This window comes from Bradyrhizobium sp. Bra64 (genome assembly GCF_024519875.1).
In the GTDB taxonomy this organism is placed as follows: domain Bacteria; phylum Pseudomonadota; class Alphaproteobacteria; order Rhizobiales; family Xanthobacteraceae; genus Bradyrhizobium; species Bradyrhizobium japonicum_G.
This window is the reverse complement of sequence record NZ_JALJRD010000002.1, coordinates 40,483-56,116: the sequence shown is the minus strand read 5'-3', so window position 1 is coordinate 56,116 and position 15,634 is coordinate 40,483. Positions and strand designations below refer to the sequence as shown.

Sequence of the window (15,634 nt, the reverse complement as noted above, 5' to 3'; positions counted from 1 at the left end):
GCTCCCGGCGGTGAAAATCAATTGCGGTAGGACGGATCGGTGCGGTCGAGCTGACGCATCAGCGCCGGCCATTCGCGTTCGCCGGGCACGAGGATGTCGCCCTGCAATTCCCAGAACTGGCGCGCGGCCTTCTCGCAGACCTCGGGCGGCGGCGTCACCAGCGTGGCGCCGGCCGCGGCGGCGGCCTGCATCTGGAGCTGGATCCGCGCGGCGCGCTCGAAATAGTAGAGCAGCATGAAAGCCTCGCCCGGGGTCCGGCCGACGGTGAGGATGCCGTGGTTGCGCATCAGCATCACCTTGTGCGGGCCGAGATCGCGCACCAGGCGAACCTGCTCGTCCAGGTCGATGGCGACGCCTTCATAGTCGTGGAAGGCCTGCCTGTCGTAGAACCGCATCGCGAACTGGCTGAGCGGCAACAGGCCTTTCTCCTGGCCGGAGACCGCAACGCTCGCGTCGGAATGGGTGTGCAGCACGCAGGCCGCGTCGTGGTTCGAGGTGTGGATCGCGGCATGGATCACGAAGGCCGCGACGTTGACGGCCTGTGGCGTGTCGTCGAGCTTGTTACCCTTGGTGTCGATCTTCACCAGGCTCGATGCCGTGATCTCGTCGAACAGCAGGCCGTAGGGATTGATCAGGAACTGGTCGTCGTGGCCGGGCACGCGCAGGGAGATGTGATTGTAGATCAGGTCGTCCATTCCGAGCCTGGCGACCATGCGATAGCAGGCTGCAAGCTTGATGCGCGCGTCCCATTCCGCCGGTTCGATCCCGCGCGGCGCGGGCTCTCTCGCTGACATCGCGTTCATTGCGGCTTCTCCTGCGCGATGGAGGATTGGAACGATTTCATGCTTTCCTCCTCGATTGCGTCGAGCAGCGTGCGCTTGAGGCGCACGAATTCGGGGGAGGTGACGATCTCGGGCCGGCGCGGGCGAGGAAGATCGACGACCTGTTCGAGCTTCACGGAGCCGGGGCGCGCCGTCATGACCAGCACGCGGTCGCCGAGGAAGATCGCCTCGTCGACGTCATGGGTGATGAAGAGAATGGTGCGGCGGTATTTCTGCCAGACATCGAGCAGCCAGCGCTGCATCATGGCCCGCGTCAGCGCATCGAGCGCGCCGAACGGCTCGTCCAGCAGCATCAGGTCGCGCTCGAACAGGAAGGTCCGCATCAAGGCGACGCGCTGGCGCATGCCGCCGGACAATTGATTGGGATATTGCTTCTCGAAGCCGGCCAGCCCGAACTCGGGCAGCATCTTCAGGGCTTTGGCGCGCGCCTGGTCGCGCGGCATGCCCTCGACCTCGAGCGCGAGGATGGCGTTATCCACGACGTTGCGCCAGGGAAACAGCAGGTCGCGCTGCGGCATGAAGGAGACGCGGCCGAGCAGATCGGCGGCATGACAGCTCTTGCCTTCGAAGCGCAGGATGCCGCCGGCGTCCGGCTCCTCGAGCCCTGCGACGATATTGAAAAGAGTGCTCTTGCCGCAGCCGCTGGGACCGACGACGGTGACGAACTCTCCGGGGCCCACGCTCGCCTGAAGTCCCGACAGGGCCGCGACGGGACCGAAGGTTTTGTTGAGCGCGCCAAGATAAAGCAGCGGCTCCGGCCGAGCCTGTGGGGCTTCGGTGGTCGGTCCGGGATTGGGGAGGCGGGCAGCCTGCACCGGGATGTCCTTGTATAATGGCGGCGGCCATTCGCATACGAAAGCGGGCCGCGTCGAAATCTCGTAGCAACTCGTGTGCCAGTGCGATTTTCAGGCAAATCAGGCATAAGACTTGCGAGATCGACAGCGAATAGGTGGGCGCCGCGCGCATCCCTTAGGGAAAACGGGGCGTTTCGCTGGAGAGTGAGTGTCAATATGTATACTTGTATTGGCATTGGAGAAACATGATGGCGGATATTGGTGCACAAGGCGGCGCCAGGCGCGTGAAAAATGGGCAGGAGACCCTCACGGCAGGCTCCGGCATGACGCTCGCCGAGAGTCTGCGCCAGAAGCTCGAAGGCGCGATCGCGGCGGGTCATCTCGAGCCGGGCAGCCGGCTCGACGAGCAGGAGATCGCGCAGCGCTTTGGGGTCTCGCGCACACCGGTGCGGGAGGCGTTCCGCCTGATGGCTGCCAACCATCTGGTCGAGCTGCGCGGGCGGCAGGGGGCAACGGTTCGCAGCATCAAGGCGCAGGCGCTGATTGAGATGTTCCAGGTCATGGCCGAGCTCGAAGGGCTTTGCGCAAGGCTTGCCGCGCGGCGTGTCTCACAGGCCTGGAGGGCCGAAATTGGCGAAATTCACCAGCGGCTTGTAGCGGCGGGCGAAACCGGCGACATCGACGTCTTCTACGACATCAACCAGGAATTCCACGAGGCGATCTACGAGGCCTCGCGCAATACCTTCCTGGCCGACCAGACCCGCAAGTTGCGCAACCAGGTGGCGGCGTATCGCCGCCGGGTGACGCGCATGCCGAACCGGATCGCCGACACCATTCGCGAGCATGAGGCGATCATGCAGGCGATCCTAGCCCACGATCCGGAGCGGGCGCACAGTGCCATGCGCGATCACGTCAACCTGCTCGGCGACAACCTGCTGGACTTCCTCGCCGCCTTCGAATGACCTTGGGGTCGCTTGGTATGCAAATTGCTAGACATTGTATATCTAGCTTGCATCCTGGAGACCCGGAGTGGACCTGAAGCTGACGAACAAGACCGCCCTGATCACCGGCGCGTCGAAAGGAATTGGACTTGCGGTGGCCGAGCTCTTCGCCGCGGAAGGATGTCATTTGCATCTCGCCGCCCGCAACGGCGAGGCGATGCTCGAGGCCAAGAAACAGCTCGAAGCCCGCCATGGCGTGAAGATCACCATCCACGCGCTCGACCTGTCGAGCACGGCTGCGATGGAGAAGCTCGCGGCCGAGGTCGGCGACATCGACATTCTCATCAACAATGCCGGCGACATCCCGGCCGGTTCACTGGAAATTCTCGATGACGCGGCCTGGCGGCGCGGCTTCGATCTCAAGGTGTTCGGCTACATCACGCTGTCGCGTCTCTATTATCCGCGCATGAAGGGCAAGGACGGCGTCATCATCAACATCATCGGCAATTCCGGCGAGAACTGGGACGCGAGCTACATCGCGGGCTCGACCGGCAACGCGGCGCTGATGTCCTTCACCAAGGCGCTCGGTGGCCGCAGCCTCGATCACGGCGTGCGCGTCGTCGCGGTCAATCCGGGACCGGTTGCCACCGACCGCATGCTCAAGATCATGAAGCGCAAGGCGATCGACATGCTCGGCGACGAAAGCCGCTGGGAGGAACTGTTCGACAAATATCCGGGCAAGCGGCCGGCAACGTCGGAGGAGGTCGCCGATCTTGTCGCCTTCCTGTCCTCGCCGCGGTCCGGCTACATCACCGGCACCGTGGTGACGATCGACGGCGGCATCGCCGCACGCGGCTCGGTGATCTGAGGCGTCGATGTCAGGGACTCAATCCGCGGCGCTGGTCCGCAACCGCTATTTCGACGAGCTCTCGGCGACGCCGGGACTCTATTGGCTCGGCCAGAATACCAACCACGTCGAGAGCCATCCCGCCGTGCGCGAGGCGATGCTGCGCTCGATCGAGGCCGGCGAGTTCAATGCCTATGCTCCCCCGCTCGGCTTCGAGGCGCTGCGCGCCGCGATCGTTGCGGATCTCGGCGCACCCGGTGCGGAGGCGCTGGTGACCGAGGGCGGCGTCAACGCGCTGGCCATGATATGCCGTGCGCGCTGCAAGCCCGGCACCACGCTGGTGACGACCGATCCGACCTGGAAATGGCCGTGCCTGTTCGCGCGCCAGCAGGGCGCCGAGGTGATCGAGATTCCGATCTACGATCCGGCCTGCAACTACCGCCTGACGCCCGAGGCGTTGAAGGCGAATGTCGACGAGCGCACGGCGATCATTTATCTGGTCGATCCCAACAATCCGCTCGGCATCCGCTACACCCGCGAGGAGATCGAGAGCTTTGCGGCGATCGCGCGCGATTGCGGCGCGCTGCTGGTGCATGATTGCACCTATCGTGATTTCGCCGACGGCCACACCCCGGCGCTTCACGTGGCTCCGCAAGGCTCGGTCGTCTCGACCAGCTTTTCGAAATGGCTGGGCCTTGCCGGATTGCGGATCGGCGCTCTCGTTGCCGCGCCTGATCTGTTCGAGGAGTTCGCGCAGACGTCCACGAGCGTGCTCGGCGCGAGCGTCATCGCCCAGCGCGCGGCGCAGGCGGGGCTTTCCGTCAAGGCAGAATGGATGAAGAAGGTCCGCAGCACCGACCGGGCCAACAAGGCGATGATCCAGCAGGCGGCGGCCGCGATCGAAGGGCTGGCGCTGCCGATCATGCCTTCGCACGGAAACTTCCTGGTGCTGGAGACCGTTGCGGCGGGCATCCGCCCCGAGGCGCTGGTCGAATGCTATCGCCGCCAGGGCATCATGATCCGCCAGGGCACCTATCACACCCAGCGTTTCGGCGACCGCTTCGTCAAGATCAGCACCTCCGTGCCGCAAGCGTGGGTCGAAAAGCTCTGCACGCTGCTGCCGGAGATGGTCGCGCAGGCGCGCACGCTCAACGACCTGCCGCCGCAATTCTAGGAACGATGCCGATGACGATGATTACAGCGAAGGACGGCGTGAAGCTTCATGTGGAGGAGGCCGGCGAGGGCACGCCGATCCTCTTCATCCATGAATTCGGCGGCAATCACGCTAGCTGGGAGCCGCAGCTCCGCTATTTCAGCAGGCGCCACCGCTGCATCACTTACGCCGCCCGTGGCTATCCGCCGTCGGATGTGCCTGATAGCGTGGAGGCCTATTCCCAGGCGATCGCCGCGGACGATGCGGTCGCCGTGCTCGATGCGCTCCGAATCGAGAAGGCGCACATCGTCGGCCTCTCGATGGGCGGCTTCTGCACGGTGCATTTCGGCCTGCGCACGCCGGAGCGTGCCTTGTCGCTCACGGTGGCCGGCGCCGGCTATGGCTGCGAGAAGGAGTTCGAAGAGTATTTTCGCGGCGTCTCGCTGGAAGTCGCAGACAATTTCGAGACGCAGGGCGCGAAGGAGTTCTCCAAAGTCTATGCGCTCGGCGCGAGCCGCGTGCAGTTCCAGAACAAGGACCCGCGCGGCTGGCAGGAATTTGCCGATCGCCTCGCCACCCATTCGGATCGCGGCGCCGCCAACACCATGCGCGGCGTTCAGGCGCGGCGGCCGTCGTTCTACGACCTCGAGGACGGACTGAAGTCGATGATTGTGCCAACGCTGGTGGTCGTGGGCGATGAGGATGATCACTGCCTCCAGCCCGGCATCTTCCTGAAGAAGACGATTCCGGCCTGCGGGCTCTCGGTCGTCCCCAAGACCGGTCACACCCTCAATCTGGAAGAACCGGCGGCGTTCAACGCGCTGCTTGCAGAGTTCATCGCCCAGGTCGAGGCCGGCCGCTGGCTGCCACGTGATCCGCGCGCGCTGCCGGGCCAGATCATGCGCACGAAGTAGTGGATCGATGACCAGCCAGCCCCTGATCAACGCCGATCGGCTCTGGACCCGCTTGATGGCACTCGCCGAGATCGGCGCGACGCCCGCCGGCGGGGTCAACCGTCAGGCGCTGAGCGACGGCGAGATCGCCGCATGGCGCCGCGTCATCGGCTGGGCGCGCGAGGCGGGCTTGACGCCGTCGACGGATGCGGCGGGAAACCTGTTTCTGACACTCGCCGGGCGCGATGGTGCCGCACCGCCGTTCCTGCTCGGCAGTCATCTCGATAGTCAGCCGACCGGCGGCAAATTCGACGGCGCCGCTGGCGTGATGGCGGCACTCGAGGCGGCGATCTCGCTGGCTGAGCGAGGCGACCGGCCGGTGCGCGACGTCATCGTCGTCGCCTGGATGAACGAGGAGGGCTCGCGCTTCGCGCCGGGCATGATGGGGTCGGAGGCCTTTACGGGCGAGCGTGACATGGCGGCGATCCGCACCGCGCGTGATGCTGACGGCGTCAGCGTCGGCGAAGCGCTAGACCGCCTCCATCAGGCTTTCCCTGATGTGCCGCACAGAATGCTCGGCTTTGCCGTCGGATCCTATCTCGAATTGCATATCGAGCAGGGACCGCTGCTGGAGGCGGCCGCCTGCACGATCGGCGTCGTCACCGGCATCCAGGGCAAGAAGACCTTTCAGGTGGCGATCGAGGGAGAGGAAGGACACGCAGGTACGCTCGCGCAGCAGGAGAGGCGGGATGCGCTCGCGGCCTTTGCGCGCATGGCAGCGGCGCTTCACGCCGAGATCGGCGGAATCGATGCCGACATCAAGTTCACGATCGGCCGGGTTGCTGCCGTGCCGAACGCGCCGTCAGTGGTGCCGTCGCGCGTCGTCTTCAGCATCGATCTGCGCCATCCCGACAATGCGGTACTCGATGCGGCCGGCGCTCGGATTTCGGTCCTTTGCCGCGAATACGCCCCACCTTGCGCCGTTACGTTAACGCCGCTCGTCGATGCGCCGTCGAACGCCTTCGATCCGCGCCTGCGGGCGAGCATCGCGGAAGCGTCGCGTCAGCAGGGGCATACCAGCATGGCCATCCTCTCGGCCGCCGGCCACGACGCCCGCCATCTCGCCAAGATTTGTCCAGCGGCAATGATCTTCATTCCTTGCCGGGATGGTGCAAGCCATGTCGAACATGAGTGGGCCGAGCCTGATCATGTTGCCGCCGGCGCGTCCGTCCTGGCTACGGTGCTGCGAGAGGCCGCATTCGAGACGCAGTCCTTTGCTGCAGGCGGTCATGAGAAGGGATGACGGAGATTTTTCGGGAGGCCTATCGCAACGCGACGGCAGGTCCCGACGCCGCGGTCGGCATCGTCAAGCCTTCGAAGGTCAGGACCGGACCGTCGGAGAGACTGGAACGAAATGAAGACAAGCGACTCTGTCTCGCCACGGGCGACCATCAAAGCGCTTGCAGAAATCGTTCCCCCATCGCGGCGGTTCCATCGGTGCGATCCAGGCGAGCTCGGACCTGATCTCGACGGACGCATGGTAGCCGGTCCGCTGCACGCGCAGCACCAGCCTCCGTCCAGACGCCGGGTCCCGCGCCAGAAACGTCGTGTTCTCGGAATGGCTGAGGAAGGAGACCGTCGATCGTGACGACAGACCCCAGAGCGGCAAGGCCGCGCCGAGCTCGGTCTGCATGCTCTCGATCGAGCTCGGAGTCATCATGAGAGCGGGCCGGCCCTCTCGGAAGTGGCGTCGAGGAGATCGAGAAGGCTCGACACGACACGATCGGGGACGACCCCCGTGGCCGCATTGAACGGGACGTCGCTGGCGAGCAGGACGGAGCGCAGGCCGGCGGCGTTGCCGGCCGCGATATCGGTCGCGAGCTGGTCGCCGATCATGATCGTTTCGTGCTTTGCGGTGCCGAGATGCTCGAGCGCCCGTTCGATCAGGAAGGGCTGCGGCTTGCCGACGACGACCGGCTTCGCACTCGGTACCGCGGCGACCACCGCCGCAGTCATCACGCCGACGCAAGGGTCATATCCATCGTGCCCCGGCGTGAGGACATCGGGATTGGTCGCAACGATCGCCGCTCCCGCGAGGGCGGCTCGTATCGCCGTCCGCAGCTTGGCGTAGTCGAGTGTCGAATCGAATCCGAGCACCACGACCTCCGGGTCCTCGGAGGTCAGATCGTATCCGGCTGCCTCAATGGCTGTGCGCAGCGGCTGCTCGCCGATCGCAAAGACCGGCGTGCCTTGCGGCCAGCGTCTTGCGAGCAGGGACGTCGTCGCCGAGATGGTGTTGAAGACCTGCCGTGCTTCCGCCGGAATGCCGATGCTGGTCAGCTTCGCCGCAAATTGCGCGGCAGATTTCGTCGAGTTATTGGTGACGAACGCATACGGCAGGCCCTGCTCATGCCAGGCGCGAAACGCTCTTACCGAACTCGGGATCGCTGAATCTCCTCGATAGGCCACGCCGTCGAGGTCCGAGATGATGCCGCGAATGATGTGACTGGTCGGAGGCTCCTGTATCTTCAAGGCCGCGATTCCGCTCGTTTCGAAACACGGGAAATATAGGCCCATCGTCTCCGAAACGTTGTTCCGAGCGTCCATCATTCCTGTCCTGCACAGCGGAGAGGCGCGGCTGCCTCGGAGTTGGGCGGCATGCTCTGGCGGTCTGGAGTCGAGCGCGCAATCGGCGCATCCGGGAGTGTCAGCAACGGAATCGTGGAGCAGCAGGAATCGGGCAAGCGTGGCCTTTGGTCTACGCTTTGCAAGTTACGCGAGACGATCGAAACGGCTGAGTGCCCCGCGCCCTCGGCAGCAGTTTCAGCGTTGCCAAAATCATCGAGGGATAGGACATGATCAACCGTAGAGACGTGATGTTAGGGGGGCTTGCCGGTGCCGCAGCGTTCGGCTTCGGACGGGTCAATCCGGACTTCCTGGTAAATTCCGCTTTTGCGGCCGAGGGCAAGGCGCTGCGTTTTCTCGGCGCCGAAGCACTGTCCGGCAATTGGGATCCGACCACGCACACCAATCTGGGTCAGTTGATCGTCGAGGGATTCGTCTTCGGCTATCTGACGCGGGCGCCGATGCGGCCGGACAAGCCGGACGAGCTGATCTTCGAGCTGGCCGAGTCCATGACGCCGATCGATGCTTCCACGATGGAGGTCAAGCTTCGGAAGGGCGTCAAGTTTCATGACGGCACGCCGTTTACGGCAGCCGACGTCAAGGCGACCTACGAGTATGGCTGTCAGCCCGACCGGCCGGCGCAGTGGTATCCGGGTCTCGTCACCATCGACGTCGTCGACGATTTCACCTGCCGCATCAATACCAAGGCGCACGGCTATCCGGCGGCGCTCTACTATTATCTCTCCTCGTTCCTGCCGATCATGTCTGCCAAGGACGTCGCCAACAAGGCGCAGTTGTCGGCTCGCATGAACGGCACCGGGCCGTACAAATACGTCGAGCAGAAGGGCGACACGACCGTTCTCACCGCCAATGCCGACTTCTTCCTCGGCGCGCCGAAGATTCCCGGCGTCGAGTATCATTTCGTCGGCGACACCACGACCCGCACGCTGTCGTTGCTGAATGGTTCGGCGGACATCATCGAGCGGCTGGAGCAGGAGCAGGTCGAGACGATCTCCAAGGATGCTCGCTTCAACATCCACAAGGCGGTCTCGGTCGAGAACAAATATCTGTTCTTTCGCTGCTCCAAGAAGCCGTTCGACGATCCGCGCATCCGGCTGGCGGCCTGCCACTCCATCGACCGCAAGCAGGTGCTGGAGGTGCTTGGCGTCTCGGGGACCTATTCCAAGGCGCATATTTCGCCGGTGAAGTTCGGCTATGCGGAGGTCGCCGAATATCCGGAGTTCGATCCGGCCAGGGCCCAGAAGCTGCTGGCGGAAGCCGGCTTCCCGAAGGGCCAGGGCCTTCCCGAACTCACCTATTACACCTCGGTCGGGTTCTATCCGAAGACCAAGGAATATGCCGAACTGATCACCGGCATGCTCCAGGAGCAGGGCTTCAAGGTCAATCTCCAGACCCTCGAAGTCGCGGCCTGGGGCAACTTGCTCTATGACAAGCCCGGCGGCGGCGAAGGCAACATGATTGACTGCGGCTGGTGCACGGGGTCGCCCGAGCCGGATCTGGTGCTGCGCACCCACTTCCACTCGTCGTCGAAGCGCATTACCGGCATCGTCGACAAGGACATCGACGCGGTGCTCGACAAGGAGCGCAATGCCACCTCCATCGAAGAGCGCAAGAAGATCATCCAGACCGAGACACTGCCGACCATCGCCAAGAAGGCGCCGGCACTCGCGTTGTTCACGTCGGTCTTCATCCACGCCTACAGCAAGAAGCTGGACGGCCTCTACATCTATCCGAACGGCATGCAGGACATGACCAAAGCCACGCTGGCATGATGATTGCTCAAGCAGGTCGGACTTGTCCGATCTGCCTGTTTTCTGAGGTCAGGTGCAGGTCGGACTTGTCCGGCCTGCCGGTCTTCTCGGGTCGGCGGCAGGCCAGACAACCCGGCCTGCCGGAACTCCCGACGAATGCAAGGGTAGCTCTTCCCGATGTTGATTCTGGAATTCCTGGTCAAGCGGATCGCGCAGGGTCTCCTGATCGTCTTCATCACCTCGTTGATCATCTTTACGCTGCTGCGCGTGGTTCCAGGCGATCCTGTCCGTCTGATCGTCGGCGGAATGGCGCCGCCCGATGTGGTCGAAAAAGTGGCGACCAAGATGGGGCTGCGCGACCCCATCATCGTTCAATATGGCCGCTATATGAGCGGTCTGCTCCAGGGCGATCTCGGACAATCCTATCTTCGGCCGCGTAGCGGCATGATTGCGGCCGGTGGGCAATATGTCGATCCGACCAAGTCGGACATGGCGCTGGTGACCGACCTCATTCTCGAACGCTTGCCGTTCACGCTGCAATTGGGCGGTATGGCCTTGTTGTTCGCGCTGCTGATCTCGTTTCCGGTCGGAATTGCCGGCGGTCTGCATCAGCATCGATGGCAGAACGCCCTGGCGTTCGGCATGCAGTCGCTGTTCGTGTCGATCCCGAATTTCTGGCTTGCGATCGTTCTGATCCTGTTTCTGTCGATCAAGCTGAAGCTGCTTCCGGCGCTCGGCTACCAGGGCTTCTCCTATGTCATTCTGCCGGCCCTGGTGCTGGCGGTGGAGATCGCGCCCTTCATCATCAGGACGCTGACGACGTCGCTCGGCGAGGTGATGCAGGCGCCGTTCATCGACGAAGCCCGGGTTCGCGGCCTGTCGCGCCGCCGCATCGTCTATTCCCATGCGCTGCGCAATGCCGCGGTGCCGCTGGTCAATTTGCTCGGCATCCAGCTTTCGACCCTGATCGGCGGCGTGCTGGTGATCGAATACATCTTCGATTATCCGGGCCTCGGCAATCTGACCGTCGTCTCCGTGGTCGGGCGTGATTTCCCGGTCATCCAAGGCATCGCCATCACGACCAGCGCGGTGTTTGTCTTCATCAATATCATCGTGGATCTGGTCGCCTATCTCATCGATCCTCGCGTGGAGATCTGACCATGACGGCGACCACGGTCATCGCTGCTGAGCTTGAACCTCGATTGGCCCGTATCCGGTCGGTCAACCGGCGAATCCTGGCCGCGGCCTGGGGCATGTCGAGCTTCAAGATCGGCTTCTTCGTCTTCATCGCGCTGCTGCTCGCGTCCGCGATCTATCCCGAAGTGTCCTCGGTCAGCGCGACCAAGATGGTGGTGAAGGACAAGTTCCTGGCGCCGGTCTATCTGGGCGACAAGTGGACCTGGGATCACGTGCTGGGCACGGATCAGCTCGGCCGCGACATCCTGATGCGCAGCCTGATCGGGCTGCGGTATTCGCTGCTGGTCGGCATCGTCACGGTGCTCCTGATCTTCGTCATCGGTTGCGGTCTCGGCCTGTTCGCAGGCTTCAAGGGCAAGTGGTGGGACACCATCATCATGCGGATTACCGACGCTCAGCTGTCGATTCCAATGATCATCCTGGCGATCACCATTCTCGGCGTGTCGCGGCCGACCGTCCCGACGATCATCATCGTGCTGGCGCTGTCCGGCTGGCCGCTCTACGCGCGAGTGGCCCGTAGTGCCGCAGTCGCTGAGCGCGGCAAGGAATATGTGCGCGGTCTGCGCGTGCTTGGGGCCGGGGACTGGCGGATCCTGTTGCTGTTCGCGGCGCCCAACATCCTGCCCCCGATCGCGTTCGTCGCGGTGCTCGATGTCGCCCGCATGATGATCTTCGAAGCGATCCTGGGTTTCCTTGGGCTCGGCATTCAGCCGCCGACCCCAAGCTTTGGCAGCATCATCGCCGATTCCCGCAAATATCTGCTCAACGCCTGGTGGATCGGAACCGTCCCGGGAATCTTCCTTGCCGTCGCGCTCACCTCGATCAATCTCATGGGCTCGGCGCTGGAAAAGGCGCGCAACCGCATCTATGGAGGTCTCTGAGATGGATCTCTCGCTCATTCTCGAAATCGACGATCTGACGGTCGGTGCCACGACACCGGGGGCGGCTCCGATTCTCGATCACATCAGCTTCCGCCTCAGCACGTCGGAGATCTTCGGTATCTACGGCGAGAGCGGTGCGGGCAAGACGGTGCTCAGCCGCGCGCTGGCGAACTGGTTGCCGGAAAGCCTGCAGTATCGGGCCGGACGGGTCGCCTTCGCCGGTCATGACATCCTCGGCGCCGGAGCGCGGGAGGTCCGGGTCGGACGCGATATCGCCTATATCGGCTCCAAGCCGCAGAGCGCGCTTGATCCGACCGTGCCGGTTGGCGTCCAGATCGCGGAGAAGCTGCACAGCGTCAGGCCTGAATGGAATGGCCGCGAATGCCGCGACCGAGTCATGCAGCTCCTCGGCGAGGTCCGAATTCCCTCGCCAAAGGAGCGCTACTGGGACTACCCGTCGAAATTTTCCGGCGGCATGATGCAGCGCGCGATGATCGTGGATGCCATTTGCGCCGAGCCCGCCGTGCTGATCGCAGACAATGTGACCCAGCCGCTCGATGTGACCATTGCCGCGCAGATCGTGGCTTTGCTCCATGACCTCTGTACGCGCCACAAGATGGCGACGATCTACCTGTCCTCCTCCTTACCGACACTTGGCCAGTTCGGAGATCGAACGGCCGTGCTGTACCAGGGCCGCTTCGTCGAGCAACAGCCATTCGACGAGCTATTGGCTTCGCCGCAATCCGATTACACGCGCAAGGCGATCGCGAGCGTGCCGCGAATGTGGGAGACGGCGGAGGGGCCGCTTGCCCGCCGTCAGGCTCAAGGCGAGGCCCCTTTGATGAAGGTGGAGAACGTCCATCGCACCTACCGCGCCCGCAAGCGCGGGACGTTCAACAGCCACAGCAACATACAAGCGGTGCGCGGCGTCACGCTCGACATCATGCCGCGCGAGAATTTCGGCATTGTCGGTGAATCCGGCTGCGGCAAGTCGACCCTGACCCGGCTGCTGGCCTGGCTGGAGACCCCCGACAGCGGCAGCATCGTCTTGAACGGGACTTCGCTGGGCGCGCTGTCATCGCGGGAGCTGATCCGCAAACGCAACGAGTTCCAGCTTCTCTTGCAGGATCCCTACAATGCCTTGCCGCCGCGTACCACGGTCGGCCGCATGATCGAGGAGAGCCTCCTGATCCGCGGGAGTATCAAGCGCGCCGATTTGCGAACGCGGGTGATCGCGGAGATGGCCGAAGTCGGTCTCGCCGCCGAGCTTTACGACCAGCTGCCCAACGCGCTTTCGACCGGCGAGCGGCAGCGCATTTCGATCGCGCGAGCGCTGATTCTCGATCCCAAGCTCCTGATCCTCGACGAGACCTTGTCGGCGCTGGACCAGCGCGAGCAGGGCAGGCTGATCGAGCTGTTCTCGAAATTGCAGGAAAAGAACGATCTCACCTACGTCTTCATCTCGCATGATCTGGCGATGGTGCGGAAGGTCTGCACGCGGATCGCCGTGATGTATCTCGGCGAGATGGTGGAGATTGCCGACAACCACGATCTCTTCTTCGATCCGCAGCATCCCTATACCAAGGCGTTGCTGTCGGCGGCCCCGACGCTGGAGCAGAAGCCGTTCGATCCCTCCGATTTCCTGCTGGAGGGCGAGCCGCCCAGTCCGATCGACATCCCGGCCGGTTGCAGCTTTGCGTCGCGCTGTCCGAAGGCGTTCGGCCGTTGCCGGATGGAGACGCCGGCGCTCGTCGAGCATTCGCCCGGACGTTTCGCCGCCTGCCATCTTCTCGATGGCGATCAGGCGCAGGCGGCGGCGTAGAGATGAGGCCGTGAGCTGCATAAACCCACTGGATGGCAGCTTGTCAGTGCCGGCTATGCTCCGATAGCTGACTTATTGTTGCGTGGCAGCGAAACGACGCTATGGGCCAATCGCAGCAGAAGTCGCCATCCTGCAGAGATCCGAGCGTCCGGTATTGTATCAAACTCGCTTCACACCCGGCGGCTGCCAAGTGCCTTCGCCTGCCGGAAGGATAGAAGGCGGCGTTGTTTTCGGCCAGTAGAGTCGCATCACCAGATAGATCGGACCGTTCGGAGCCGGCAGCCAATTGGCTTCCTTGTCGGCCCCCGGTGATTTGTTCTGGACGAATAGCGTCAGCGACCCATCCGGGTTTGCTTTCATGGCCGGCAGCATCGGTGAGTTGACCAAATACCGGTTGATCGGATTTTCGATCAGTAACTGCGTCTTGCCGTCATACATCGTAAGAGACCAGAAGGCATTTACCGGCGGCTGCTGACCCGGCGGGAATGTCAGCGTGTAATTGTGTTTGCTGCCATCGAGCGTTTGACCCTCGCTGTCGGAGCGGGTCAAAGGATACATCGCCTCCACCGGGTCGTTGCCGTATATGCCAGCCTTGGCGGCGGCGGCGCGCTTCAACCAATCGCCGTTGTAATGGGCGCTGTCACCCGGAAGCCCACTCACCCTCCAGCCATTGATCGCCTTGCCGGCATTGGCCACCGCCTCATCGACTTTTCGTTCGCCTTCTTTCATGCCCAAGCCGATCTCCAGCTTGTCCTCGATCGAGAGGTCCTTGAAGTTGAGCGATTTGCCTGGCCCGATGCCGATACGCGCGAGCTGGGCGCGCATCTCTTTCTCGTTTGCTTCCGCGGGTGCGAACTGCAGAGCAAAGTCGAGGAAATCGAAGAAATTCGTCTTCACGAGTTCCTTGTCGATTTTTGGGAAATCGATGGCCGGCGCGGCGGGCGGCGGCGCCTGCTTCAGATAGCCGGAGAGTGTCTGCACGGTGTAGCCGGCCTGAACCTTCTTGACGTTATCGAGGTCGTCGGGGCTGAAAAGTTGGGTACGATATCCCGCCACCGAAAACTGCGTGCCCGATCGGAAGACTTTCTTGATCCCGTGCGGGGTAGCGCCTTTCCAGTCGGGGCCGACGACCATGTAATCGCCGGCCTCGCTGCCCGTTGCCCGAGTACCGATATAGCCATAGTTGTAGGTGTTACCGTCGCAGAGCATGACCGAGTAGTAGCGCTTAGGGTCCACCGCAGGGACGGAAAGGATGATCGGCTCCGCCCGCAAGTCCATCCAGACGAACGAATAGGGCGTGTCGCTGTTCGGCGTAGGAATGGCCGTGTCCTTGTAGGTGAACACGTTGGGTTCGTTCTTGAGCTGATTGAAGGGCGCCTTGAACTGCCCGGAATTGCGATCAACTGCGTACTCGTACATGACGGCGTAGTTCATCACGATAGGCAGGCCATATATGAAGCCCGCCTCGGCAACCTCCTTTGCTTTCAGGAAGCCGGGGCGGTCGGCAGTTGTCTGCGCCCATACCGGGAGCGACGTCGTCGCAATTGAGACGCCGGTAAATGCCGCGCTGCGTAAGATTTCGCGTTTCGTAAACAAGGGTGCACTCCTTACGGCGTTGGTCCCCCGGTCCGGCAGCGTGCTGAGTTCGCGCGGCATCGAGGCCGTTTGGTCCTTAGACGGATACTGAGTACTTACAGAAACAGAGCAGCAGTTCGTCCGGGTTGACCTAAATCAAGGATGGCCGCTTAGGGTCATTCGCGTTGGTTGGCCGGACCTTGGGCGACTTCCGGTCTGCCCGAGTGAACGGACATTCTCAGGATAGTCGCGCATGTCTCAGAGGGGCCCATGAGCGGACATGAAGTGTTAT

At 63.1% G+C, this 15,634-nt stretch carries 13 protein-coding genes; 9 read left to right on the top strand and 4 right to left on the bottom strand.

Annotation, left to right across the window (positions count from 1 at the left end; all coding sequences use genetic code 11):
• Nucleotides 1–17: 17 nt before the first annotated feature.
• Both NR187_RS07915 and NR187_RS07910 read right to left on the bottom strand, forming a co-directional pair.
• Complete coding sequence (locus tag NR187_RS07915; protein ID WP_211383244.1) at nt 18–803, bottom strand: class II aldolase/adducin family protein; 786 nt, start codon at nt 801–803, stop codon at nt 18–20.
• Complete coding sequence (locus NR187_RS07910; RefSeq protein ID WP_211383245.1) at nt 800–1,657, bottom strand: ABC transporter ATP-binding protein; 858 nt, start codon at nt 1,655–1,657, stop codon at nt 800–802. The genes NR187_RS07915 and NR187_RS07910 overlap by 4 nt, the downstream gene beginning before the upstream one ends.
• 227 nt (nt 1,658–1,884) lie before the next feature.
• Here NR187_RS07910 and NR187_RS07905 point away from each other — a divergent pair, with 227 nt between their 5' ends.
• The 5 genes from NR187_RS07905 to NR187_RS07885 all read left to right on the top strand — a co-directional run bounded on the left by NR187_RS07905 (nt 1,885) and on the right by NR187_RS07885 (nt 6,773).
• The gene (locus NR187_RS07905) at nt 1,885–2,598 is read left to right on the top strand and encodes a GntR family transcriptional regulator (RefSeq protein WP_256806225.1); all 714 of its coding nucleotides are present in this window, start codon (nt 1,885–1,887) and stop codon (nt 2,596–2,598) included.
• Nucleotides 2,599–2,665: 67 nt separating this feature from the next.
• Entirely contained in the window at nt 2,666–3,445 is a 780-nt protein-coding gene (locus tag NR187_RS07900) for an SDR family oxidoreductase (RefSeq protein ID WP_063708464.1), read from the top strand.
• A 7-nt stretch (nt 3,446–3,452) separates the two neighbouring features.
• Nucleotides 3,453–4,598 carry a pyridoxal phosphate-dependent aminotransferase gene (locus NR187_RS07895; RefSeq protein ID WP_211383247.1) on the top strand — a complete coding sequence of 382 codons (1,146 nt, stop codon included), beginning with the start codon at nt 3,453–3,455 and terminating at the stop codon, nt 4,596–4,598.
• Nucleotides 4,599–4,609: 11 nt separating this feature from the next.
• The gene (locus NR187_RS07890) at nt 4,610–5,491 is read left to right on the top strand and encodes an alpha/beta fold hydrolase (protein ID WP_211383248.1); all 882 of its coding nucleotides are present in this window, start codon (nt 4,610–4,612) and stop codon (nt 5,489–5,491) included.
• A gap of 7 nt (nt 5,492–5,498) precedes the next feature.
• Nucleotides 5,499–6,773, top strand: coding sequence for a Zn-dependent hydrolase (locus NR187_RS07885; RefSeq protein WP_211383249.1), 1,275 nt, complete (start codon nt 5,499–5,501; stop codon nt 6,771–6,773).
• A gap of 413 nt (nt 6,774–7,186) precedes the next feature.
• Here NR187_RS07885 and NR187_RS07880 read toward each other — a convergent pair whose 3' ends face one another.
• Nucleotides 7,187–8,002 (bottom strand): HAD-IIA family hydrolase, encoded by an 816-nt coding sequence (locus NR187_RS07880; protein WP_249128959.1) that lies wholly within the window; start codon nt 8,000–8,002, stop codon nt 7,187–7,189.
• Between the two features lie 323 nt (nt 8,003–8,325).
• Between NR187_RS07880 and NR187_RS07875 the strand changes: the two genes are divergently transcribed.
• From NR187_RS07875 to NR187_RS07860, 4 genes are all read left to right on the top strand, one after another.
• Entirely contained in the window at nt 8,326–9,888 is a 1,563-nt protein-coding gene (locus tag NR187_RS07875) for an ABC transporter substrate-binding protein (protein ID WP_211383250.1), read from the top strand.
• Between the two features lie 156 nt (nt 9,889–10,044).
• On the top strand, nt 10,045–11,025 hold the full coding sequence (locus NR187_RS07870) for an ABC transporter permease (RefSeq protein ID WP_211383251.1): 981 nt from the start codon (nt 10,045–10,047) through the stop codon (nt 11,023–11,025).
• A 2-nt stretch (nt 11,026–11,027) separates the two neighbouring features.
• Nucleotides 11,028–11,945 carry an ABC transporter permease gene (locus NR187_RS07865; protein ID WP_211383252.1) on the top strand — a complete coding sequence of 306 codons (918 nt, stop codon included), beginning with the start codon at nt 11,028–11,030 and terminating at the stop codon, nt 11,943–11,945.
• Nucleotide 11,946: 1 nt separating this feature from the next.
• Nucleotides 11,947–13,767 carry an ABC transporter ATP-binding protein gene (locus tag NR187_RS07860; RefSeq protein WP_211383253.1) on the top strand — a complete coding sequence of 607 codons (1,821 nt, stop codon included), beginning with the start codon at nt 11,947–11,949 and terminating at the stop codon, nt 13,765–13,767.
• Between the two features lie 159 nt (nt 13,768–13,926).
• On the opposite strand, the gene NR187_RS07855 is transcribed toward NR187_RS07860, so the two are convergent.
• The gene (locus NR187_RS07855; protein ID WP_211383549.1) at nt 13,927–15,363 is read right to left on the bottom strand and encodes a DUF1254 domain-containing protein; all 1,437 of its coding nucleotides are present in this window, start codon (nt 15,361–15,363) and stop codon (nt 13,927–13,929) included.
• Between the last annotated feature and the right edge of the window lie 271 nt (nt 15,364–15,634).

Coding starts and splice junctions, on each gene's coding strand:
- NR187_RS07915 (WP_211383244.1), bottom strand. CDS start 803: ATGAACGCGATGTCAGCGAGAGAGCCCGCGCCGCGCGGGATCGAACCG.
- NR187_RS07905 (WP_256806225.1), top strand. CDS start 1,885: ATGGCGGATATTGGTGCACAAGGCGGCGCCAGGCGCGTGAAAAATGGG.
- NR187_RS07895 (WP_211383247.1), top strand. CDS start 3,453: ATGTCAGGGACTCAATCCGCGGCGCTGGTCCGCAACCGCTATTTCGAC.
- NR187_RS07890 (WP_211383248.1), top strand. CDS start 4,610: ATGACGATGATTACAGCGAAGGACGGCGTGAAGCTTCATGTGGAGGAG.
- NR187_RS07885 (WP_211383249.1), top strand. CDS start 5,499: ATGACCAGCCAGCCCCTGATCAACGCCGATCGGCTCTGGACCCGCTTG.
- NR187_RS07875 (WP_211383250.1), top strand. CDS start 8,326: ATGATCAACCGTAGAGACGTGATGTTAGGGGGGCTTGCCGGTGCCGCA.
- NR187_RS07870 (WP_211383251.1), top strand. CDS start 10,045: ATGTTGATTCTGGAATTCCTGGTCAAGCGGATCGCGCAGGGTCTCCTG.
- NR187_RS07865 (WP_211383252.1), top strand. CDS start 11,028: ATGACGGCGACCACGGTCATCGCTGCTGAGCTTGAACCTCGATTGGCC.
- NR187_RS07860 (WP_211383253.1), top strand. CDS start 11,947: ATGGATCTCTCGCTCATTCTCGAAATCGACGATCTGACGGTCGGTGCC.